The 22,646-nt window shown below is 57.6% G+C and carries 21 protein-coding genes; 6 read left to right on the plus strand and 15 right to left on the minus strand.

All coding sequences use genetic code 11. The features are described from left to right. Positions 1 to 29 precede the first annotated feature (29 nt). Positions 30 to 1,298, minus strand: coding sequence for a tyrosine-type recombinase/integrase (locus FDY93_RS13670; protein WP_138236310.1), 1,269 nt, complete (start codon positions 1,296 to 1,298; stop codon positions 30 to 32). 320 nt (positions 1,299 to 1,618) lie between these two features. Here FDY93_RS13670 and FDY93_RS13675 point away from each other — a divergent pair, with 320 nt between their 5' ends. Then, the gene (locus FDY93_RS13675) at positions 1,619 to 4,051 is read left to right on the plus strand and encodes a phosphoketolase family protein (RefSeq protein ID WP_138236311.1); all 2,433 of its coding nucleotides are present in this window, start codon (positions 1,619 to 1,621) and stop codon (positions 4,049 to 4,051) included. A 127-nt stretch (positions 4,052 to 4,178) separates the two neighbouring features. On the opposite strand, the gene FDY93_RS13680 is transcribed toward FDY93_RS13675, so the two are convergent. Continuing rightward, positions 4,179 to 6,068 (minus strand): jacalin-like lectin, encoded by a 1,890-nt coding sequence (locus tag FDY93_RS13680; RefSeq protein ID WP_138236312.1) that lies wholly within the window; start codon positions 6,066 to 6,068, stop codon positions 4,179 to 4,181. Positions 6,069 to 6,505: 437 nt separating this feature from the next. Here FDY93_RS13680 and FDY93_RS13685 point away from each other — a divergent pair, with 437 nt between their 5' ends. Beyond that, the gene (locus FDY93_RS13685; RefSeq protein WP_138236313.1) at positions 6,506 to 6,997 is read left to right on the plus strand and encodes a Crp/Fnr family transcriptional regulator; all 492 of its coding nucleotides are present in this window, start codon (positions 6,506 to 6,508) and stop codon (positions 6,995 to 6,997) included. Between the two features lie 26 nt (positions 6,998 to 7,023). Here FDY93_RS13685 and FDY93_RS13690 read toward each other — a convergent pair whose 3' ends face one another. Together FDY93_RS13690 and FDY93_RS13695 are read right to left on the minus strand one after the other, a co-directional pair. Further along, positions 7,024 to 7,533, minus strand: a complete 510-nt coding sequence (locus FDY93_RS13690; protein ID WP_138236314.1) for an acyl-CoA thioesterase — start codon at positions 7,531 to 7,533, stop codon at positions 7,024 to 7,026. A gap of 48 nt (positions 7,534 to 7,581) precedes the next feature. After that, positions 7,582 to 8,649 carry a DNA-binding protein gene (locus FDY93_RS13695; RefSeq protein ID WP_138236315.1) on the minus strand — a complete coding sequence of 356 codons (1,068 nt, stop codon included), beginning with the start codon at positions 8,647 to 8,649 and terminating at the stop codon, positions 7,582 to 7,584. 213 nt (positions 8,650 to 8,862) lie between these two features. On the opposite strand from FDY93_RS13695, the gene FDY93_RS13700 reads away from it, so the two are divergent. Then, positions 8,863 to 9,870 (plus strand): site-specific integrase, encoded by a 1,008-nt coding sequence (locus FDY93_RS13700; RefSeq protein WP_220446196.1) that lies wholly within the window; start codon positions 8,863 to 8,865, stop codon positions 9,868 to 9,870. Positions 9,871 to 9,908: 38 nt separating this feature from the next. On the opposite strand, the gene hypE is transcribed toward FDY93_RS13700, so the two are convergent. Genes hypE through FDY93_RS13755 form a run of 11 tightly spaced genes read right to left on the minus strand, consistent with a single transcriptional unit; the run spans position 9,909 to position 19,937 of the window. Beyond that, a complete protein-coding gene (hypE, locus tag FDY93_RS13705; protein ID WP_138236317.1) occupies positions 9,909 to 10,946 on the minus strand; it encodes a hydrogenase expression/formation protein HypE in 1,038 nt (345 codons plus the stop codon). Next, the gene (gene hypD, locus FDY93_RS13710; protein WP_246068580.1) at positions 10,936 to 12,042 is read right to left on the minus strand and encodes a hydrogenase formation protein HypD; all 1,107 of its coding nucleotides are present in this window, start codon (positions 12,040 to 12,042) and stop codon (positions 10,936 to 10,938) included. Before hypD ends, hypE begins: the two co-directional genes overlap by 11 nt. A 3-nt stretch (positions 12,043 to 12,045) precedes the next feature. Further along, the gene (locus FDY93_RS13715; RefSeq protein ID WP_138236318.1) at positions 12,046 to 12,288 is read right to left on the minus strand and encodes a HypC/HybG/HupF family hydrogenase formation chaperone; all 243 of its coding nucleotides are present in this window, start codon (positions 12,286 to 12,288) and stop codon (positions 12,046 to 12,048) included. Then, positions 12,279 to 14,648, minus strand: a complete 2,370-nt coding sequence (gene hypF / locus FDY93_RS13720; protein WP_138236319.1) for a carbamoyltransferase HypF — start codon at positions 14,646 to 14,648, stop codon at positions 12,279 to 12,281. The genes FDY93_RS13715 and hypF overlap by 10 nt, the downstream gene beginning before the upstream one ends. After that, a complete protein-coding gene (locus FDY93_RS13725) occupies positions 14,638 to 14,910 on the minus strand; it encodes a hydrogenase/urease maturation nickel metallochaperone HypA (RefSeq protein ID WP_138236320.1) in 273 nt (90 codons plus the stop codon). The genes hypF and FDY93_RS13725 overlap by 11 nt, the downstream gene beginning before the upstream one ends. Beyond that, a complete protein-coding gene (locus tag FDY93_RS13730) occupies positions 14,892 to 15,377 on the minus strand; it encodes a hydrogenase maturation protease (RefSeq protein WP_166215863.1) in 486 nt (161 codons plus the stop codon). The genes FDY93_RS13725 and FDY93_RS13730 overlap by 19 nt, the downstream gene beginning before the upstream one ends. Beyond that, positions 15,374 to 16,738, minus strand: coding sequence for a Ni/Fe hydrogenase subunit alpha (locus FDY93_RS13735; protein WP_138236322.1), 1,365 nt, complete (start codon positions 16,736 to 16,738; stop codon positions 15,374 to 15,376). Before FDY93_RS13735 ends, FDY93_RS13730 begins: the two co-directional genes overlap by 4 nt. Continuing rightward, positions 16,725 to 17,546 (minus strand): NADH-quinone oxidoreductase subunit B family protein, encoded by an 822-nt coding sequence (locus tag FDY93_RS13740; RefSeq protein WP_138236323.1) that lies wholly within the window; start codon positions 17,544 to 17,546, stop codon positions 16,725 to 16,727. The genes FDY93_RS13735 and FDY93_RS13740 overlap by 14 nt, the downstream gene beginning before the upstream one ends. Further along, on the minus strand, positions 17,522 to 18,340 hold the full coding sequence (locus tag FDY93_RS13745; RefSeq protein WP_138236324.1) for an FAD/NAD(P)-binding protein: 819 nt from the start codon (positions 18,338 to 18,340) through the stop codon (positions 17,522 to 17,524). Before FDY93_RS13745 ends, FDY93_RS13740 begins: the two co-directional genes overlap by 25 nt. Beyond that, positions 18,337 to 18,819: a cyclic nucleotide-binding domain-containing protein gene (locus tag FDY93_RS13750; RefSeq protein WP_138236325.1), complete on the minus strand. Its 483-nt coding sequence runs from the start codon at positions 18,817 to 18,819 to the stop codon at positions 18,337 to 18,339. Before FDY93_RS13750 ends, FDY93_RS13745 begins: the two co-directional genes overlap by 4 nt. After that, the gene (locus tag FDY93_RS13755) at positions 18,816 to 19,937 is read right to left on the minus strand and encodes a 4Fe-4S dicluster domain-containing protein (protein ID WP_138236326.1); all 1,122 of its coding nucleotides are present in this window, start codon (positions 19,935 to 19,937) and stop codon (positions 18,816 to 18,818) included. Before FDY93_RS13755 ends, FDY93_RS13750 begins: the two co-directional genes overlap by 4 nt. A 132-nt stretch (positions 19,938 to 20,069) precedes the next feature. On the opposite strand from FDY93_RS13755, the gene FDY93_RS13760 reads away from it, so the two are divergent. The 3 genes from FDY93_RS13760 to FDY93_RS13770 are packed head-to-tail and all read left to right on the plus strand — an operon-like array spanning position 20,070 to position 22,633. Further along, positions 20,070 to 20,618, plus strand: coding sequence for a GNAT family N-acetyltransferase (locus tag FDY93_RS13760; RefSeq protein WP_138236327.1), 549 nt, complete (start codon positions 20,070 to 20,072; stop codon positions 20,616 to 20,618). Between the two features lie 24 nt (positions 20,619 to 20,642). Continuing rightward, positions 20,643 to 21,641, plus strand: coding sequence for a type I glyceraldehyde-3-phosphate dehydrogenase (gap, locus tag FDY93_RS13765; protein ID WP_240914247.1), 999 nt, complete (start codon positions 20,643 to 20,645; stop codon positions 21,639 to 21,641). Positions 21,642 to 21,664: 23 nt separating this feature from the next. Continuing rightward, positions 21,665 to 22,633 (plus strand): 1-phosphofructokinase family hexose kinase, encoded by a 969-nt coding sequence (locus FDY93_RS13770; RefSeq protein ID WP_138236329.1) that lies wholly within the window; start codon positions 21,665 to 21,667, stop codon positions 22,631 to 22,633. Positions 22,634 to 22,646: the final 13 nt, after the last annotated feature.

The following is a 22,646-nucleotide window of genomic DNA, read 5'->3' on the forward strand; positions in this document are numbered from 1 at the left end:
TACTTTTCTATCTAGCGTGAAAACCGTTGTTACTTGACATCTCGGTCCTTGCCACTTTGTGCCCGCACGCGATTTTCTGTCTGAACATAAACGGTATCCGTGGTTGCCATGCTGGAGTGCCCAAGGTCTTCGGACAGATCCTTGAGCGCGCGCCCGCGTTCCACTTCCATGCTGGCGCCGGTGTGGCGTAGCCAGTGGGTTGAGGCTTCGCGCAGTTTCCTCGCATTGTCTTCGCCCTCTGCCTGTCGCATTTCGTCGTAAGCGCGGTCGAATACCTGCTGTACGATTCGAGCCAGCTGTCGTGCTGTCATACCGCCCTGGCCGCGTATTTTTTCTACGATAGGATAGTTTTCAGCCACGGAGGGCAGGGGGCTAAGACCTCGGTAATGGCGGTAGCGCTTGAGATACGGAATAAAACTGGGAGGCACGGTGATATCCCGTAGTTTGCGCCCTTTTCCGAATACTTTGAGCCACCAGTTACCGTCGGAATCCTGCCAGAAATGGCTCATTACCGGTGTCCAGTTATTGCGCTCAGACAGTTCAGAAATCCGCAAAAACAGTGTTTTCAGTGCACAAATAACAAACAGGCTGCGCTCATAAATCGGATCCTCATCGGCCATACTGAGTGCCACATCGAACACATATTGCCACTGGACCTCGGTCAGGCGGCGAATTTCCTTGACCTGCGCGTCCTTGATAAAGTATCGGCAGTCGGTTTTGGCGATCTGCGCGGGATTGCCGTACAGGTATTCCTCGTTCATTAGGTACTTGTAAAACGCGATAATGCCGGTAAATACGCCCGCGAGTGTCTGCTGTGACGGCCGGTATTTTTTCTTGTCTGGCTCGGATTCTGATGGTTGGCTGTTTTTCGGTAATTTGAGCCTATATGGTGCCCACGCCAGGTTCTGGACAAAGTGGCCATTGCTCAGCTGAAATTTTTCGTGGTTTGCCAGGCAAATCCAGTCGACCGGCGGTTGCCAGCAAAAATCCGCATACTCCAGGATGTCCGCCTTGCGCAAACGATCCATTGGAGTTGCTTTTACTTGAAATAGCCACAGCAGGAAGCGCTCGGTCTCGTTGCGAAATCGCGTGAAAGTATGTTCGGATTTGTTGCGCCCGATATAGCTCAAAAATTCCTGCCCCCAAAGCCAGTGCGGCATCCACCAGGATTCGCCGGATTCTAGAAATGTCTTCAGCTCAGGGTAGTCATTGAAAAAGGTCTGATCCGGGTTCACCGGCTTGAAGCCTTTAAGCTCGGTGTAAGTTGGGTACAGCGGTACGGGTTTGGGGATAGCCATGCCTGGGTGCCTGAGCGGAAAAATTCATGAGAACCGTATTCTGGGTGCCCTCGCATACATTGTCAAACACTAAACAGTATTGGACATAGTAAAGGGTCTTGAATTGGTGCCTGATGCCTATCGTCCGCTAACCCCTCGCTAACCCCTCTCCGGTGCATGAGTATCAACGCGGCTGGTTACTCATTGGTTGCAGCAGATAGACGAATGCGGATCTGCTTCTCAATCGCCGGCACTAGATGCCACTGTATCCTTGAGTGTGGTTGGTCTATTACTGAATATTCAAGTTCCAGTTTGAGGGTCTGACACCCCTGCGAATCCCTATGAGTCAGCATATATACCAGCAACACCGCGACGAGCACCTGGCTCGTCGCTATCGCGAGCACGACAGCGAGTTTGCTGCCTGGGCCTCCGGTTCTGGGGTCATCCAACACCGCGCCGACACTCAGGTCAACGTGTTTCGGATGGCCTGTGACCTGAAAAACCGCGGCAAGGTTGCGAGTATTGTCGACGTTTTTCGTCTGCTCAGAGCCGCAGATCATCTGACCCTTGCGGCTATGTGGCTTGTGGTACATATGACATACGCCAAGCATGTGTATACCGACGGTCGCCCCCTTGCCGCCAAAGACTTTAAAGCCGACCCTCAGGGGCATACGGGCGGTGCTCTGAATATGGTTCCAGGCTACATTGGCTACCTGGCGGCCAACGCATTATGCGGAATCACCCGCAGTTGGGTTATGGGCCAAGGGCATTGCGTTGCCGCCATCGATGCCTGCAATCTGCTGGTCGGAAATATGGAGAAGGCACATGCTGATCGCTACGACTGGAGCGACGCGGGGCTGTCTCGCTTCGTACAGGATTTTTACTCCTATGCGCTGAATGCCCAAGGGGGGCCAGCGTCACCGCTGGGCAGCCATGTCAATGTGAATACCGCCGGCGGAATTCTTGAGGGGGGCTATCTCGGGTTCGCCGAGTTGCAATATGTGCATATGCCCCTTCCCGGCGAGCAACTCGTGGCCTTTCTCAGTGATGGGGCGTTTGAGGAGCAGCGCGGCAGCGACTGGGCGCCGCGTTGGTGGCGCGCGGAGGATTGTGGGCTGGTGACGCCCATCATGATCGCCAATGGACGCCGCATCGAACAGCGCTCCAGTATGTTTCAACAGGGCGGCCCAGACTGGTTTGCCGCCCACCTGCGCCTCAACGGATTCGACCCGCTGCTCATTGATGGCACTGACCCCGCGGCCTTCGCCTGGGCGATCTTCGAGTCGGAAGAACGGTTACAGGGAAGCGCGGAAGCGATTGCCTGCGGTACTGCACGTTACCCGCTGCCGCTGCGGTATGTTATTGCCACCGCGCCCAAGGGGTTCGGCTTTCCCGGTGCCGGTACCAACCGCGCCCATGGCTTACCGCTGCAGGGAAATCCCGCCGACAACGCAGACGCCTGCAACGCCTTTAATTTGGGTGCAGAAAAACTGTATGTGGCGGCGCCTGTGCTGCAGAGCGCACTGCCCTACTTTCTCACTCACCAGGCACAGAGTCGGGTTCATGAAAAAGATCACCCTCTTGCACGCCGCAATGTCGTGCTTAAGCACTTGCCACAGCCCGAGTGGTGCCAGGTCAATGAAGTTCACTCACCAATGTCGGCACTGGACGCGTATTTTGTGGCACTCACCAAGGCTAACCCGGAGTTGCGTGTGCGCGTCGGCAATCCCGATGAGCTGCAAAGCAACCGCTTCCATTCCACCCTCGCGCATCTGCGCCATCGCGTGTTCGAGCCGGAGGAAGGGAACGACGAAGCAGTAAACGGATCAGTAATTACCGCACTCAATGAGGAGGCAGTGGCGTGCGCTGCGCTGGGTAACAAGGGAGGCATTAACCTGGTGGTCACCTATGAAGCCTTTGCGGTGAAAATGCTCGGCGTCATGCGCCAGCAGCTGATCTTTGCCCGCCATCAAAAAGAGGCGGGAACGCCACCGCGCTGGTTGTCGACACCGTTCCTGCTCAGCTCGCATACCTGGGAAAACGGCAAGAATGAACAGTCTCACCAAGACCCAACGCTGTGTGAGGCTCTGCTCAGCGAAATGTCAGATACCAGCGTGGTACGTTTTCCAGCCGATGCCAATAGTGCCGTTGCCGCGTTGGTGGACTGCTACCAACGGCAGGGCGAGCTGCACACACTAATCGTGCCGAAACAATCCCTGCCGGCATTGCTGGACAGTGAGCAGGCGCAGCAACTGGTGCAGGACGGTGCTCTTTTATTGCGGGGCGACAACCAGGCTACGGTGTGTCTGGTTGCTATCGGCGCCTACCAGTTCCAGCAATGCCAGATGGCGTGGCAGAGACTGGCAGACCGCGGACTCAAGGCGTCGCTGATTTACCTGATGGAGCCCGGACGCTTCCGCAGACATTTCCGTGACGCCTGGGAACGCCAGGCCGGTGCCAGTCCCACCCTGGTCGCGCAGCTGTTTCCTGCATCCGTGAAGACAACACTAGTCGCGACTCACACTCGCCCGGAGGCCATATTCGGGCTGATTCCCATCCCGCCCGCAGAGTGCCTGGTGCATGGCTATCGCAACCGCGGCGGCACTCTGGATACTGAGGGTATGCTGTTTACAAATAGTTGCAGTTGGTTGCACCTGCTGCAGTCGCTCGCTGATGCGCAACAAACGCCACTTGCCAACTGGCTTGATCCATTAGAAATTGCAGCACTGAACGGAAGTGAAGATCCACGCCCGATGGTGCAATTCAACATCTGATTAAAGTGGAGTTCTTGTCTCGAACCCTGAGGGTGCTCGCGGGCAGCCGCTGCTGCCCGCGGGGTACAGATTAATTGGCTACGTAGAAGGACAGCATATACTTCCCTGCCCTACCACCCTGTCCGCTTTACACGTAGCGCTGGTAGCTCCAGGTAAAACGAATAGCTTCGAGCGCTGCATCAGACTGATAGCCATCGATCCGTATGAGAGCGGCATTGACGCCCTGGGGAGCGAGAGCAATGAAATAGTTGCCTCCTGATCCTCCGGTTCCGATCTCCCGGCCCAGGTTGGTGCGAAAAACCAATTGGTTAATGGCGCCGCCGGCACCGCCAAAAACGCCAACAATCGATTCATTCTCTTCCAGATCCCAACGGTGGCTCTCGCCACTGCTTGGGCTTCCATGCACCGGCCCGGGTTCGCCTCCGTAGATCATCTGGATCGAATCGATGAGATCACCGCTTCGTACAATAAGGCCTGTTACCGGCTCACCATGCGGGTCGTCACTGAATGCGGCATCTGATGGGTTGTTGTTCGAAAGGAGAAGGCTCTGGACCTCGTGAGTCTCCTGAGTGGGAATCAGCGTATTATCAGGGGCGAGGTATTTCCACAGTCGAACCGGTCCCAGCAGCGCATCGAGCTGGATTCTGTATTCATTCGCGACGTAAGCCCGGCGCCAGGCGAGTGCGTCATCTGCCCGGTCTCGCCCGGAATAAGACGGAGACTTGTAGTTGGCGGGAGGGTCCACCACATAGTAACTGCTACCTTCAGCCACTACGTCGATCTGATCTATTCGCCAGCTCATGGCTTCACTGGCTCCCTGGTTGGCCAGCCGGGTGAAGTTATCAATATGTTCGACAACCGACCTTTGGTGCATTTCAGGACTGGGGTCGGGATCACCATAGATATCTTCGTAAAAGAGAGCCTGCTCCCGGAGTACCAGCAACATAATGGTCCCCATGGGAACCATGAAGGTCAATGTGCTCGAGGGGTCTTCCTGGTCTATAAAGTATGGGGCGTCTCCTCTCAACTCTGTTAACAGCGCCGAGAACAGGCTGCCTTTCTGGTCAGTGCCATAGTCTGTATGGTTATAAGCTACCAGGGAGCGGTAGAGTCCATTAAGGGTATTTTTCAAGTAGTCGGCTTTGTCTTGGTCAATCAGGCTGCTAAGCAGGGCATCTATATAGAGTTCAATGCTGTCCCATACTTCCATCGGCTCTTCCTGATTGGGCCACAAGGCTCCCACAAGACCTCTCAGCGCCGATCCTACTTCGGGAACCGACCCGGCTATTCCGGCAATCAATGACTCCATGGAAGCACTGGAACCTTGCGATTCAAGACTCAACAGGGTTTCCACATTCTCGCTATTGGGGACACTGGGCTTCCAGTCTTTGGGCTGCGCGTCGAATATTTCCAGGCTCTCCAGCGTAGACATCGCGAACCCGCTGTTGAAGTTTTGAATCAGGGAGTTGGGGCCGAGGCTGATCGGTGAGCCATCCAGATTCTGCTTGGGATAGAGCTTCACCCAGGTTGATGGCCCTGTAGTGAGTGACCAGGGAGCATTTGTTCCACCCCACAGGGAGAAAGTATCGGTGGAGCCGGGTCCGTTGATTCTTGTTGGGTTGTTGCTGCTGAATCGGGGGGCGCCATAGAAGCGCACCCAGCACTCTCCAGGGGCGTTGATATCGGACGCCGGCCAGGAGATTGGGCGCTGGTTAAAAAGGCGAAAACTGTTGGTGTTGTCGCCCATATTGTAATCGTCGAGGTTGGGAAGGTTTGAACCTGGGTAGACGCGCAATACATTACCTGTGTAATTCTTGCCTTGGTACAACTCCAGCCATCCAGAAGGACCGGTTTTCAGTGAATCTACCTGGTCATCCAATCCTTTATCCAAACCATTGGGGTTATTGAGTTCGTAGTCATCCATGTTGGGAACATCTATTGGCTCGTCAAACTTCAACGTGCCCTTTTCATAGTCGGGATTTTCCCAAAACTGAACCCAGGTATCAGAGTTTTCCATTCTGCCTTCTCCATGTTGGCATCGACGCTTGTTAATACAACTTGCGCCGAGCGGGCATCCTAAAAGGGATTCAGACGCCTTCGGGAGAAAATATACTTATTGAAATATATTTCACTATTTTCATCTAACCCCTAAGCATCGAAAGTGATTGATTCTGTACTAAAAAGCGGCCTTAAATTCTCGAAAATCCTCAAGCGAAGACCGCTTGTGCTGGAGTCTATCAATACAAAAAAAATTTATAAATCAGAATTCAATCGCAGAAGGAAGGATGAATAGATTTTAAGAAAAAGTGTGAAAATCCGCGCCCGTCGGTGCTATTCGGTGCCTGATCGAATGCGCCTGCTCTCACCTCAATCTATGGCGCGCCGAGTACAGCCGCCATGATTGACCCATACTTACTCTCGAGTGCCCAGCGGGGCTGATTCGGGAAAGTGATTATGCAACTGATGGCGGGTGACCTTGCGATTGAGAAACTCGGGCTTGAGCATCTGAGAGAGGCTGCGGCGCTCGGCGCCCTGACAGATCAGGCAATTAGGTACCTGATGGAGAAGGGAAAAATACATACTCTGCGCAAAGACGATGTCCTGATTGAATCCGGTAGCCCTTCCGGTTCCTTTTTTATCGTCCTCAAGGGCGCACTGGCCTATTACCAGACACTGGACAATGGCAGCCTCGAGTATATCTATGACTTCCACTTTGGTGAGGCGATCGGCTTCGTCAGCATGATCGCTTTGACACCATGGCCGGGAACAACCATTTCCAAGGACGACAGTCTGGTATTGGAGATCAACTCCGATCTGTTTTATCAGCTGCATTGCGAAATGCCCCTGGACTTTGGTGTGCTGCTGATCAATCTTTCCCGGGAGCTGGCGCGGAAGATTCTCAACCTTATTCAGATGGTGGGAGAGTTAAAGCGCAATGGTCATTGATCATTGCCTATGGAATGCTTCCACTCCTATTCAGACATAACATTCTCGCCGCGAACTTTCGCCTTAATCGCGTCGTGTGCAGCCTCCTGCTCGTGCAATAGTTTGCGGCGCAACATGGCGGCCTCGAAACGCTGCTTTTCAACCACTGTTTGTGGTTCGAGTGGCGGCACAGGGACTGGTTTGCCACTTTCGTCCAGCGCCACCATCGTGAAGTAGCAGCTGTTGGTATGGCGTACAACCCGTGTATGGATATCTTCCGTAATGACCTTGATACCCACTTCCATGGAAGTATTGCCGGTGTAGTTCACCGACGCGAGAAAGGTTACCAGCTCCCCAACATTGATCGGCTGGCGGAACATCACCCGATCCACCGATAGCGTTACCACGTATCTCCCTGCGTAGCGGCTGGCACAGGCGTAGGCCACCTTATCGAGGTACGAAAGAAGCTCGCCACCGTGAACCTTACCGGTGAAGTTCGCCATATCGGGCGTCATTAGCACGCTCATACTGAGCTGGTGATCGCGGGTGTGTTCCATGTGTGCAGTCCTTGATAGTGGTGTGGTGGAACTTAGAGCCAGTCGCCGTTATACCACCGGCGCCTGATTTGTGCGCACAAGCTGTATCAGCTGTCCCTCCAGTTCCGCTCTTTGTTGAATTGCTAGCTGGTGCTCTGCACTCAAAGACGCAAGTGCATCTCGCTGCCGCTTTATCTCACTTTCGAGCTTGTTACGGGCTTCGCGCTGGAGTTCCGATTCTCTGGCAAGAACCGCGTTGGTGTTCGACAGTATGGCGACCTGTTCACGCAGGTCCCCGCCTTCCGTCGTCACTTGCTGAAGCAACTCCTGTTGCTGGGCGAAACTCCGCTGCAACGACTCAAACTCTGCGCGATTTGTCGCGAGTGCCTGCTGTGTCTCTCGCCGTTCAGACAGCTGCTGTGCGAGATCCGCGCGCAGTTCTTCGATCTTCTGCTCCCGGTTGGCGATCCTCTCGCCGGCGAGCGCAAGCTGCTCGTTCAGGTTCGCGATCTGGTTGTTCAGTTGCCCGTTGGACTGGCGGAACTGGTCGCGCTCCTGCTGGCGATCATCTGCAATGCGCTGCTGATAGTGCTCGAAGTGTTCGCGTACTGTGCGATTTTCCTGTTTGAGTTCGTCCAGGTCCGCCCGCAGCTCAGCGACCCGCGCACTGCCCTCTTCCCGTTGGTACTCACTTTTCGTCAGGGCTTTTTGTGTATCTTCCAGCGTTTTTCGCAGATTCCGGTTTTCTTCATCGGAGGATTGCAACTTTTGCTCCAGCTCTCGCAAGTTGTCGTTGCGCTCGTTGAGCGTATTGCGCAGCTGGGCAACTTCTCGCTGCACCTGCTCTACCGTTATCGCGCATTCTTCACGCGCGGCATCCACTTTGCGGTCGGCCTCCTCCTGTACCCGCTGGTGCAGTGCTTTCAATGCATCCAGCAGGTCTTTTGGCAGGCCGGCTGTATCGACCGAAGTGTCTCCGGTCTCGCTCTTCCAGCGTTTCAGCAGGGGGGCAATAGTGCTTTTGCTTCCAGTCCCGAGTTCCTCGCGCACGCGATCCACAGTTGGTTCATCGCCGCGGTGCCGGATGGATTCCGCCGCCTGGGCAATATCGAAGTAGCTGACGCCTGTGCGAGCCATCTGGACCCCTCGTATAACCGGACCGGATTAGTGTGAATATCGTTACGTATTACGTGTTACGTAATAATACATAATTTCTAGAATTATGGAACATCGTATGAACCTGTTTTATAACCTTCGATAATCAAACTTATCGTTCGTTATAGATTGCAGGTGTGAGAGAATGATGGCCATTCCGGTACAGATACCGCCGTTTCGCGAATGCCTCAAAGTATGAAAAAACAAGCACCAGACTCGCCGCGCAACACGCCTGCCAATTTACACAGCTCTGACTCCAGGGCGCTTGTATCCCGGGAAACTGTGCAGGCCTACCTGAATGCCGCCACCTCCGACAGCACCCGCAAGGCCTACCGGTCCGCAATCCGCCAGTTTGAAAAATGGGGCGGACGCTTGCCGACCGACAGTGAAACTCTGGTGCACTATCTGCTGAGCCGCGCGGAATCGCTCAACCCGCGCACGCTGGAACTGCACCTCACCGCCATCGGCCAGTGGCATCGCTACCAGGGCATCGCGAACCCGGTGTTGGAACCACTAGTACAGAAAACCATGAACGGCATCCGCCGGGTGCATGCCAGGCCCAAGCAGAAAGCCAAGGCGCTGCGCCTTGAACACATCGACGCAATGGCCCGCCACCTGCGCGCTCAAGCGGAGAGCAAAAAGAAGTACCGCGACCTGGCGCTGGTATTGATGGGCTTCTTCGGGGCATTCCGGCGCGGCGAACTGGTGGCGATCCGGGTGGAAGATCTGACATGGGAAGAAGAAGGACTGATCGTACGCCTGCCGCGATCCAAAACAGACCAGACCGGACAAGGGCTGTTGCGCGCCCTGCCCTTCGGCGCCAAAGTGGTTTGCCCGGGTACTGCGCTGAGAAACTGGCTAGATGCGGCCGGAATAAAAGAAGGGTCAGTGTTCCGTGCGGTCAACCGCTGGGATCAGGTACAGCAGAAGCCACTCAACGCCGGCGCCGTCAATCAACTGCTCAAACAACTTGGTAGCGAATGCGGTTTCGATTTTGTCGACAACCTCAGCAGCCACAGCTTCCGCCGCGGCCTTTCCACCTCGGCGGCGCGGGAAAAGGTGGAGTTTGAACTCATCAAGAAACAGGGCGGCTGGAAAAGTGACGCAACAGTGTGGGAGTACATCGAAGAGGGGCAGCGGCTTACCGATAACGCCGCGACGGTGCTGATGGAAAAGCTGGCGGCACTCTCTGAGGTCGATTAGGCATATCGCACAGCCGTTCGGGGGCGACAGCAATCGAATCAGCAGATTCTCGGCAGTTGCTCGCCCGGAAGCAGATCGAGCAGACGTTCGCAGCCGAGCAGGTTTCGCAGGATTACTTCCGGCCTGCCCGAGGTGCATACCTGCCCTATAGTCCGGCTGGCTGCGGAAACGGTATGGCGGCGCAGAATCTCCAACGCGGGTTGCTCCTGCTCCGGCGCCACAAAAACCGCGAAGCGCCCTTCATTGGCGACATACAACGGGTCGAGCCCCAACAGTTCGCAGGCACCTTCCACCGGTTCACTGACAGGCACCGCGCTCTCCTCAATCACAAACGAGGTGCTGCTTGTTTGCGACAGTTCGACCAGCGCCGTGGCAAGGCCACCGCGGGTGAGATCCCGCAGGCAGTGTACGCGTATGCCGGCTTGCAGCAGATCGCGCACCGGTGCATGGAGTGGCGCGCAATCGCTTTGCAGCTCGGTCTCGAACGCGAGACCTTCGCGGCTCGCCATCACCGCCATACCGTGGCGGCCGATATCGCCGGAAAGCAGTATCCGGTCTCCCGCGCGAATGGACGCGGGGCCGATCTGCCATTCGCGTTCCAGTACCCCGACACCGGCGGTATTGATGTAGAGCCCGTCACCCTTGCCCCGTTCCACCACCTTGGTGTCGCCAGTCACCAGCTGCACGCCGGATTGCGCCGCCGCACGTCCCATGGATGCCATGATGGTCGCCAGGGTGTTGAGTGGAAACCCCTCCTCCAGTATCAGGCTGCAGCTCAGATACAGAGGGCGGGCGCCGCTCATAGCCAGATCATTGACGGTGCCGAACACCGCCAACTCACCGATGTTGCCGCCGGGGAAAAACAGTGGCGAAACCACAAAGGAGTCGGTGGTAAACACCAGGCGCGCCCCACTGACAGGAAGCACGGCGGCATCGTGCATCTGGTCCAGCCAAGGGTTTTTGATGTGCGGGTAAATATAGTTCTGGAACAGATGCTGGCTAAGCGCACCGCCGCTGCCGTGTCCCAGGCGAATGGTTTCTTCGGTCTCCGCCGGAAGCGGGCATTCAATATTCATGGCTGGATTTCATCACTGGTGGCGATCTGGTTGCGGTAGCGGTAATAGGCGGCGCAGGGGCCTTCCGAGGACACCATGGGTGCCCCGGTTGGCAGCGACCAGCAAAATGCGGACAGTCCGCGGGCTTTTTCCGTCCCTGCATGATCTCGCCGCTGATGCAGCCGCTGTCGTCACGGGTCACGGAACGCTCGCGGGCAAATATGTTTCCGGCATCCAGCCGGGAAAATTCCGCGCGCAGGCGCAAGCCACTGGCCGGAATTTCGCCAACACCGCGCCAGGACTGGGACGCTACCTCGAACACCTGCTGCAGCATGTCCTGCGCGCGCTGGTTCCCCGCGCGGGCGACGGCGCGCGCATACTGGTTTTGTACCCGGTGTTCCCCGCGCTCAAGTTGCCGTACACACATCAGAATGCCCTGCAGGATATCCAGCGGTTCAAAGCCTGTGACCACGATGGGCACCCGGAATGTGTCGGCAAGCGCGTGGTACTGCGCATAGCCGGTTACTACGCACACATGGCCGGCCGCCAGATAGCCCTGCACACGGGTATCGGCGGCGCCGCTGACCGCGGCAATCGCCGGTGGTACCAGAAACTGTGAGACCAGCAGGGAAAAGTTCTGTAGCCCCTGTTCGCGGGCCAGGAACGCCGCCATGGCGTTGGCAGGCGCGGTGGTTTCAAACCCGATGGCGAAGAACACGACCTTGCGCGTGGGATTCTGCCGGGCGATTTCCAGCGCGTGCAGCGGCGAGTAGACCATGCGCACATCACCGCCCTGCGCCTTGACCGCGAGCAGATCGCGCTTGCTGCCGGGGACCCTGAGCATGTCGCCAAAGGAACAAAAGATAACGTCAGGGCGCGCAGCGATTGCGAGTGCCTGGTCGATGATTTCAAGCGGCGTGACGCAAACCGGACAGCCCGGGCCGTGTACCAGCGCGATCTGGGTTGGCAGGAACTGCTGCAGGCCGTACTTGACGATAGCGTGGGTCTGCCCACCGCACACCTCCATGATGGTCCATGGACGCGTGGTGGTGCGCGCGATCTCCCGCGCAATCCGCTCGATGTCATTGCGCTGGCGGTATTCGTGCAAGAATTTCATTGGTTATTCCAGTTCATCCAGTTCCCCGATTTGGGCAAGGTATTCAAATACCCGCTGCGCTTCGCGCTCGTCGATCCGGCTGATGGCAAACCCGACATGCACGATCACGTAATCACCCACCTCGGCGTGCGGTACATAGGCAATATTGATGTCCTTGCAGATGCCGCCAAAACTGACGCGCGCCGTACGCTCCAGCGGAGAACCGTTGAGGACTTCCTCAATCCGGCCGGGGATTCCTAGACACACAGCGCACCTCCTTGGCCATATGCCTCTCTGCAATGTGCCATGCAACGCGCGTAATACAGCTGACCCAGGGCGATGCCGCCATCGTTCGGCGGCACCTTGCGATGGGAAAGGACCTGAAAGCCGTTCTGTCGCAAAAGCGCGGCGGTACTTTCCAGCAGACGCCTGTTCTGGAACACGCCTCCGGACAGGAATACATGCTGTTCACCGGCACGGTGCACTGCAGCCAGGGCCATGTGTGCAAGGGTAGTGTGAAATGCTGCGGCCCTGTCGGCGGAAGACGTAGGGTAATTTGGGGCGAGTAGTGACATTAGCAGCGGCTCCCAGTCCAGCGCAGCGGTTGTCTCTGCATCACCCTGGATCTGGAACGGGTAACACACATCGGTAACCGCTGGCTCCGCGGCGTACTCCACGGTCATGGCCGCCTGCCCTTCAAAGCTAACCGAATCCACCAGCCCGAGAATTGCCGCCACTGCGTCAAACAGCCGCCCCATACTTGAGCAACGTGGTGTATTGATGCCGCGTTCGAGCGCCGTGCGCACAATAGCCAACTCGCCGATGTCGAAAAGTTGCTGCAACCTTGGGTTGGAAAATGCCTTCTCGCCCAGGCATTCAAAGAGCAGCCCGGCGAGTACACGGCGCGGTTCACGAATCGCTTGCTCACCGCCGGGCAGCGGGAATTCCCGCAGGCGCGCAATGCGATTCACGCTGCCCTGGCCATTCCAGTGCAGGCATTCGCTGCCGTAAATGCGGCCACCGTCGCCAAAGCCGGTGCCATCCCAACAAATCCCCGCCGCAGCGCCACGAAACTGGTGCTCCGCCATGCAGGAAAAAAAGTGTGCAACATGGTGTTGTACCTGCATCGGAACCGCCGATCCTTCCCCGGCGTTGTGTGCATATCGATTGTGTGCGTGTTGGTTGTGAGCCCAGCGCGTCGATACATAACCAGGGTGTTGATCACACAACACGTTCTCCGGCTGCAAACCGTGAACATGTGCTATGTCGGCAATGGCGCGTTCAAACTGTTGCAGCGTAATGCGGTCTTGCAAGTCGCCAATATGGGGACTGAGGTAGGTGGTGTTGCCATGGCATACCGCCACGCAATTTTTAAGGTCTGCACCCAGCGCGAGCCACGGCTGTTCGTCCGCGGCGGCGTCCAACGGCAGAGCCAGACCAGCAGGAGCGTAGCCGCGCGCCCGCCGCAGCAGCACCGGTTGCCCGTCCATTACCCGCACAACAGAATCGTCCAGTGGGCGAAGAATGGCGCGGTCGTGAAGCAGAAAGCGGTCGGCAATGTTGCCGAGCCGGTGTATCGCCTCGTCGTTGTCAATGCAGATCGGCTCACCGGACAGGTTGCCGCTGGTGGCTACCACGGTTCGCTGCAGGGTCTGCAGCAACAAATGATGTAAGGGGGAACTGGGCAGCATGGCGCCGAGATCCGGATTTGCCGGCGCCACCGCGGCGCTGATCGATGCACGCGCTTCCGGTCTGGCCTTCAGCAGCAGGATCGGGCGCTGCGGGGAGCACAAACAAGATTCTTCCAGCTCGGAGATGAGACAGTCTGCGCGCAGGCGTTGAATATCCGGATACATCAGCGCGAACGGCTTGTGCGGGCGGCGTTTGCGCGCCCGCAGTTGTTCTACGGCAGCGGTATTAGCTGCGTCCACCAGTAACTGAATACCGCCGACGCCCTTTATCGCGACGATTTGACCCGTGGCAATGTCGGCGGCAGCCTGCATAAGCGCATCGTCTCCGCTAGCGAGAACATTGCCGAACTGATCCTGAAGCAGCAACCGTGGCCCGCAGTCCGCACAGGCAATGGGCTCGGCGTGAAAGCGCCGATCCGCAGGATTGTCGTATTCCCGCTGACAGGCCGCACACAGGTGGAACGGCTTCATGGCAGTGTGGGTGCGGTCGTAGGGCAAATGCTCAACAATACTGAAGCGCGGGCCACAGGCGGTACAGTTGATAAACGGATAGCGAAAGCGGCGATTGCCCGCATCGAAAAGTTCCCGCAGACAGTCGTCACAGGGGGCAAGATCCGGTGGAATCCCGGCCATCGGAGCAGAACCGGTTTCACTGGCGCGAATGCGAAAACCGCTGTCCTGCTGTAGTGGGATCGACGCACTGGAAAGTGACTCAATTTCCGCCAGCGACGGTTTCTCCTGCGGCAAGGCTTGCAGGAAGCGGCAAAGATCCACACTGCGCCCCTGTACCTCCACACTCACGCCCGTGCCGTTGTTGGCTACCCATCCGCTAAGCCCGCAATCCACCGCCAGGCGATAAACAAATGGCCGGAAGCCGACCCCCTGTACCAGCCCGCGTATATCGAGCAGCAGCCGCTGCGGGGTTTCAGCTTTCATCGGGCTGCTCGAATTCAAGACTGTCGAGGACAATGTCCTGTGCTTCCGGGTGATGGATATCCGGCTGCTCTTCAATGTGTAACCTCAGTCCGTGAAGGCTGGTACCGATGGTCGCCTGCTCAAAGTGTTCGCGCAGATGGTCTGCCGAGATATGGGCGAGTGCGCCCAAACGAAGCCTGACCGCAACCAGCCTGCCGCCTTCACCTACCGCGAGCCGATGGATTTTGTCGAGCAAGTTGTTGATCAGCGAGTGCTCGTGCATGGCGCACCTCCGTTGTGCGTGTTGATCAGTGCAAGGATTTCCTGCGCTACAATATCCGCGGTCGCCTGTACCGCCGCCGACAGCCCGGCGCTGATGGCAAAGTGCCCACCGCAGATCCCGTAGATGTCCAGGCGGAGTGGCATTGCCTGTACCAGGCGTCCCAGATCCAATGCTTCCTTCAAACTGAATCCGTGGCTGGAAGACGTGCAGTGACTCGGCAATACAGACGCCGAAAGCCCGTCGCAGCGCACAATTGCGCCAATCTCAAGGTCACTGGCATCAACCGCGTCGACCAGGCACACGCAACGGTCTCTCCACATTTCCAGCAGGTTCATCAGGTCACCGCCACTTTCAATACAGGGAACGGCAGGTTCGATGTAGGGCCGCAGTCGATCGAGTACGTAGGGGCCGACGCCGTCGTCGCCGCGAAAGCGGTGGCCGAGGCTGATTACCGCCCAGTTGCTCACGCCCCGCGCTCCACATTGTGTTCGCCGGGGTCTATTCTCCCCGCGGTATTGCCGCTGCCCGCCTTGTCCAGGTGCAGTTGCAGGAAATGGGTGGAGCAGGAAATACAGGGGTCGTAGTTGCGGATGGCTTGCTCACACTGCGCCTGCAAATTTTTTTCCGGCAGATGCATGAACTTCGGCAGCATCAGGCGCAGGTCATCCTCGATAGTTTTCTGATTCTGCGACGTCGGCGCGACAATTTTTGCCTCGGTAATTTTGCCCGCATCATCTATCGAGTAGCGGTGATACAACAGTCCGCGGGGCGCCTCGGTAGCGGCAAAGCCGGTACCGGCCCGCGGTGCTGTCGGCACGCAGGCAATGTCCGGCTTGCGGTAATTGTCGATAAGCCGCAGGGCTTCATCGAACGCGTAGAGGACTTCCAGGCTGCGCACCACAATGCTCTGGAACGGGTTGGCACAGAAGGGTGCAAAGCCGACGTCATCGGCCAGCTGACGCACCAGTGGCGAGAGTCGATCAAAGTTGAGGTTGTAGCGCGCCATCGGGCCGACAAAATAGGCCCCGCGCCCAACGAGGGTACTGTGCAGCGCACTGCTGTACTCGATGTGTTCCTCGCGGAAGTGCTGGTCGTACTCGCGCACCGGTATCGCCAGGCCGCGGGTCGAGACTATGGAACCGCGGTTCATTGGATATTCACCGGCATCGGAGAGTGCGACAAATTCGTATTGCTCCGATTGCGCCCGCTCGAATTTCGGAAACGGCAACGACGCGGCCCAGCGCACCGTTGCCATGGCCATGTCCCGCGCGCACAGCAGTTGCTCGCGCAGCGGCTGTAATTCGTTGCGTGTCGGCACGCGGTAAAAGCCACCGACCCGCACGTTGATCGGGTGCACCTCCCTGCCCCCCAGCAGGCTGACGATGGCATTGCCGGCCTTTTTGATGTTGAGGCCATCCTGCACCAGTGTCGGGTGGTCTTTGGCCATGGCCACCGCACCGGTGTAGCCGAGAAAGTCCGGTGCGTGCAGCATATAGATGTGGAGTGTGTGGCTCTCGATCCACTCGCCGCAATAGATCAGGCGGCGCAGCGCCTGCAGCTCTGCTGGTAGGCTCAACCCTAGAGCATCTTCCATGGCATGCACGGCGCTCATCTGGTAGGCAATCGGGCAGATACCGCAGATGCGCGCAGTAATATCCGGCGCTTCGAGATAGTCCCGACCGCGCATAAAGCCCTCAAAGAAGCGCGGGGGTTCGAAAATTTTCAGTTTTACGTCGTGAACACCGGCGTCGTCGTAGCGTACATACAGTGCCCCCTCGCCTTCCACCCGCGCCAGATAATCCACCTTGATGGTCTTACTCTTGGTCACGTTCACCTTCCTGCCGTCGGCTGGCTTCCGCAAACACCGGGGCGGCCGCGTTGAAGTTGCGCAGGTTTTCGATCACCTGCACCTTCTCCGCGCCCAACTCCTCCTGCCACCAGTGGCAGAGCGACGCCGTATTAGGGTTTTCTTTTGGGCCATAGCAACCGTAGCAGCCGCGAGTATAAGTGGGGCAGATAGCACCGCAGCCGGCATGGGTAACCGGCCCCAGACACGGTGTTCCATGCGCGACCCAGACGCACACATTGCCGCGCAATTTGCACTCGATGCACACCGAGTGCGGGGGCACCTGGGGCGGGCGCCGGTGCAGAAAAGCGCTGATCACTTCCAGCAGTTGCCGTTTGTTGATGGGGCAACCCTGCAGTTCAAAATCCACAGGCACGTGGGCACTGATCGGCGTCGACGTTTTGAGTGTCTCGATGTATTCCGGGTGTGCATACACCGCGGCGATGAAGTCATCCACATCGGCGAAATTGCGCAGCGCCTGGATACCACCGGCGGTGGCACAGGCGCCAATGGTGACCAGTGTGCGGGACTGGGCGCGAACTTCGCGAATGCGCCGCACTTCATCCGGTGTGGTTATCGAGCCCTCCACCAGGGAAAGGTCGTAGGGGCCAGACTGCGGTGCACTGGATGCTTCCATGAAGTATGCGATTTCTACCCGGTCTGCCAGTTGTAACAGTTCGTCTTCGCAGTCGAGCAGGCTCAGCTGGCAGCCATCGCAGGAAGTAAATTTCCATACGGCCAGGCGTGGCTTTTCACCAGATGCAGCTACAGCGCGCGCAGGTTGAACCACGATCGCACACTCCCATAACAGAAGACCGGCCCGTCTTTGCACACAAAGTTGGGTCCCCACTGGCAGTGACCACACAGCCCAGTGGCACACTTCATATTGCGCTCCATCGACAGGTAGATGGCGGATTCCGGCAGCCCCTTTTTCAGCAACGTGTGAATGCAGAAACGCATCATCACTTCCGGGCCGCAAAGAAATGCGATGGTTCCTGCGCTTGAAATTCTCGCGGCTTCCAGTGGCTCAGTGATTACGCCCACCCGCCCTTTCCAGGCGCGATCCACATGATCCGCGTGATCCACGGTCACCGTAATATCGATAGCATCCGCCCAGCGCTCGAACTCCCGATAATAGAGCAACTCCCGCGGCCGGCGCGCTCCGTAAAACAAGCGCACCCGGCGTGCGCCGTGGTGCCCATTGAGCAGCTGGTAAATCACTGGGCGCAGAGGCGCGAGGCCAAGTCCTCCCGCGATGATCAGCACCTCTTTCCCCGCGATAGTATCGAGGGGCCAGCCGCGCCCAAAAGGACCGCGCACACCGATCACGTCTCCCTTGTTCAGGCGCTCGATTGTGCGAGTAGCCAAACCCTGACAGCGAATGGTATGTACATAGGCGTCGTCATCGTCCAGCGAGCCGCTCATGGAAATCGGCACTTCGCCAGTGCCAAACGCGTACAGCATATTGAACTGGCCCGGGGAAAACGCGGCGGGCCTGTTCCCGGTCGGCGCGCACAGACGTAGGGTAAAGGTACCCTCGAACTCATCATTGCGTTCATCGATGCGGAACAGCGTCGGGATCATTGCCCGCGATCCAGTGGCGGCCACTGCAGACTGTAGACGTCCATCAGCTGCATGCGCGTGGCGCGCAACCGCTGGGTAACGATGCGCGCAAACCGCTTCATCAGCTCATAGCCCATGGCGGGATCCGCCTCGCATTTTTCCCTCAGGCACTTGCCGTCCAGGCGGATAGCGTGCACTTCATCCTCGGCGCGGGCGTCAAAGGTCCACATATAGGGGGGAAACAGCCACGACCAACCGAAGATGTCGCCATTGTGCAGGGTCTGCAGGCAGAGCGCGCCGTAGTTCGGCACAAAGCATTCCACCGCGACCTGGCCATCCCGAATTAGAAAGAAGTGATCGGCCGGTTCATTTTCCCGTGCGATATACTCCCCCGTATTGTAGATGTGGTTTTCTCCGCATCCGGCAATGAAATCCAAGTGTTTTTCCTGCATGCCTGCGAAGAACGGGTGTTCGTGCAGCAGCTGCGCCATGCCTTTCATTGGTTCTCCATTTCCCGTATACGCAATAACTCTTCCGTAAGGTCGATCCCGACCGGACACCAGGCGATACAGCGGCCGCAGCCGACACAGCCGGATGAGTCAAATTGGTCGTGCCAGGTTGCCAGTTTATGGGTCATCCACTGGCGGTAGCGTGAACGTGTATCTGCGCGTACGGCACCGCCCGTGATGTAGCTGAAGTCTGCAGTAAAGCAGGAATCCCAACGCTCCCAACGCTCGGCGTTTTCACCCGTGAGATCCGTAGTGTCCTCCACCGTCGAACAGAAGCAGGTCGGGCACGCCATTGTGCAATTGGCACAACTCAGACAGCGATCCGCCACCAACTCCCACTCCGGACTTTCGTAATTGCGATACAGCAGATCTTTCACATCGGAGCTGTCAAAGCTTCTCGGCCCCTGCTCCATCTGTTCAGCGGCATGCTGGATGGATTTTTGTGCCAGTGCCTGCTGCCTCGCTTGCGCCGGCGTTAGAGGCAATTGCTTGAGAATATGTTCTCCTCGACCAGTACCCGCGTCGATCAGAAAATAGTGCGCATCACCGTCCATGACTTCGGTCATGGTCAAATCGGCCGGCAAGGTTACTTCGGGCCCCGTATTCATCGAGGTACAGAAACAGGTGGCGGCAGGTGCGGTACAGTTCACCGCGATCAGCAGTAGTGGTTGGCGTCGCTTGTCATAATCGTCATTGCGGAATGGGCCCTCTAGAAATACCCGATCCTGAATCGCGATGGCGTGCAACTCGCAGCTGCGTACCCCCATAAACGCCAGCCGCGGTGCCATTTCTTCAATCGCAATGATCTGAACCCCGTTTGCATCTCGCTCAGCGCGCCATACCGGTCTGCGCGGAAGCTGCAGAAACTGTTTCCACGAGTGCGGGCCAGCCGCGTAGCCAAAGTAAGCGCCGTCACCGCGCTTCCTGAGTCGATACCGGCCCTTTTCCTGATCGTCGGTCCAGTCTCGGGGTAGATCGCTGACGCTATGAATGTCGTCGTAGACGATTGCCCCATCGCGCAGAGTAGGCCCGATCAGGCGGTGTCCTTCCCGTGCGATGACCTGAATGAGCACATCCAGGTCATCTGCCTGCAGCAGGAACTTTTGCATGTCACCACGCCCTATCCCGCCGAAGATTAAGCACGAATTGCTACGGCGGTTTCGGTGGTAGCAAACGTGCGGAACTATTATTCAGGCAGAGTGTAGGAACTGACGGTCTGACTTGAGAGGAGACAGGTGACAATGTCGAATGAAAAGCATCGCGAGGCACTATCCAGAACGGTCACTGAAAAATTGCGCAATGGTCAGGTGGTGGTCATTCGGCCGTTAGACCGGAGCGATATTGACCTGGAGCGTGAGTTCATTACCAATCTCTCACTAGAATCGCGCCATTTTCGTTTTCTCGGTGGCGTCGGTGCGCCGAGTGAAAAGCTGCTCCAGCAGCTGACAGACATCGACCATGACCAGCGGGAGGCTTTTATCGCCACCATCGACGAGGATGGCCATGAAGTGGAGATTGGGGCATCCCGCTATGTCCTGGAGTCCACCGGTAAAGCTGCCGAGTGCGCGGTGGTGATTGCCGATGCGTGGCAGATGCAAGGGCTGGGAACACTGTTGCTGAACCGCCTGATCGAGTCGGCGCGCGCGCGCGGTATTGACCACCTCTATTCCATCGACTCGGCATCCAACGCAAAACTGCGCGAAGTGGCACGCAATATGGGCTGGGATTGCCGCACCGACCCGGAGGATCACACCCAGGTAATCTATACGCTCGATCTCACAGCCGTATAGCCGCACGCACATCAGGATAGAATGATGAGAATCGGCATTAACGGACTGGGACGAATTGGCCGGCAGGTACTGCGAATTGCCCTTGAATCACACCAGGGTGGACTGGAGGTGGTTCATGTGAACGACCTGGCCAGCGTGGATAACCTCGCCTACCTGCTGGAACTGGATACCACCTACCACACAAGGGATCTGGCGGTACACGGCGAAGACAATGTTTTGATGATTGACGGCCTGGCTATTTCCGTCAGCGCGGAGGAGGATCCTGCCCGCCTGCCCTGGGGCGAGAAAGGTGTCGATGTCGTATTTGAATCCACTGGTATGTTCCGCACCAGAGCGGGCGCCGCAAAACACCTTGCCGCCGGCGCCAAAAAAGTGCTGATATCCGCGCCCGGCAAGGGCATGCTCGACGGCCACTTCGTTGTTGGTATCAATGATCACCGCTATGACCGCCACAGACACAAGATCATTTCCACCGCGAGCTGTACAACCAATTGCCTGGCACCTGTGGCAAAGGTGCTGGACGATGAGTTCGGTATCGAGCATGGAATGATCAACACCATCCATGCCTACACCTCTTCACAGAATCTGCTTGATGGACACAACAGCAAGTTCCGCCGGGGGCGCGCCGCCGCCGCCAATCTGGTACCCACAACCACCGGTGCGGCAGCAACCATCGGCCTGATTCTGCCGGCGCTTGCCGGCAAGTTGCACGGCTGCGCCGTGCGCAGTCCACTGAAGTGCGGTTCCCTGCTTGACCTCACCTGCACCCTGAAAAAAGGGACCAATGTCGATGAGGTCAACAACGTATTCCGACACTGGGCGGAAGGTCCGTTGAACGGCATCCTAGCGGTCGACGACCGGGAGTTGGTGTCGAGCGACATCGTCGGCAAACCCTACAGTGCGATTGTCACCACCAAAGATACGCTGATGGTGGGGGACCGATTTCTCAAGGTGTTCGCCTGGTATGACAACGAGTGGGCGTTTTCGCAACGCTGCGTGGATATGATTACGCGGATGCTGTAGCAATCCGCACGTTTGCCGCGCTTATGAGCATTGCAACCATTACTCTGAACCCCTGCATCGACAATACGGTGCGCGTTCCGCAGATCATTCCCGACTGCAAATTGTCGTGCACCAACGTACGTGCCTATCCCGGAGGCGGAGGTCTTAACGTCGCACGTGTCATCCACCGGTTGGGTACCGATGTGCACGCCTACTGGACCTGCGGTGGTGAGAATGGTCGGCGTCTCGCCCAGTTTCTCGATGATGAGCATGTCCCGAACACACCGGTCCCGATCAGCGAGTCTGTGCGAGAGAATCTGATTGTGCAGGAAGAATCCAGCGGAAATCTGTTCCGATTTGGCATGCCCGGCCCCCTACTCTCTGACACGGAGCGCGACCGCTGGAAACGCCAGGTTCGCGAGATCTCCCCATCCTCTGAGTTCGTCGTATTCAGCGGCAGCTTGCCGGAGGGAACACCGCCAGAGTGGTACGCCGAACTGTTGCGCGCTGTGCCCGCTGGAATACGTGTGGTCGTCGACACAAAAATGGCCGCGCTGCGCCATGCACTCAAGGTTGGTGTCTGCCTGATCAAACCCAACGTGCGCGAAATGGAAGAGCTGGTTGGGCACGAACTACGCGATGACGCCGCCATCGAGCGTGCGATGCGCGACGTAATCGAGCGCGGCGGCGCTGAAGTTGTAATCCTGTCCCAGGGCAGAGCCGGAGTATTGCTCGCGACCGCAGACAGACTGGAACGGATAAGCGCGCCGTCGGTACGCTTGCGCAGCAAAGTCGGGGCCGGCGATGCGGTGGTTGGCGGATTGCTCGCTGCCCTGTCCCGTGGCAAGGCGCTGCCCGACGCGGCGCGATTTGGTGTGGCCGCCGGCGCGGCCGCGGTCATGACAGAGGGCACCGAACTCTGCCACCGCAAGGACGTCGAGCGAATGTACGAAATGATGAGATCAAACAAGAAAAAGGGCCATGCTGGCCCTCATTTCCCTTCGAGCGAATGATGCAGAAAGCAGC

This window comes from Microbulbifer harenosus (assembly GCF_005771435.1).
Taxonomy (GTDB): Bacteria; Pseudomonadota; Gammaproteobacteria; order Pseudomonadales; family Cellvibrionaceae; genus Microbulbifer; species Microbulbifer harenosus.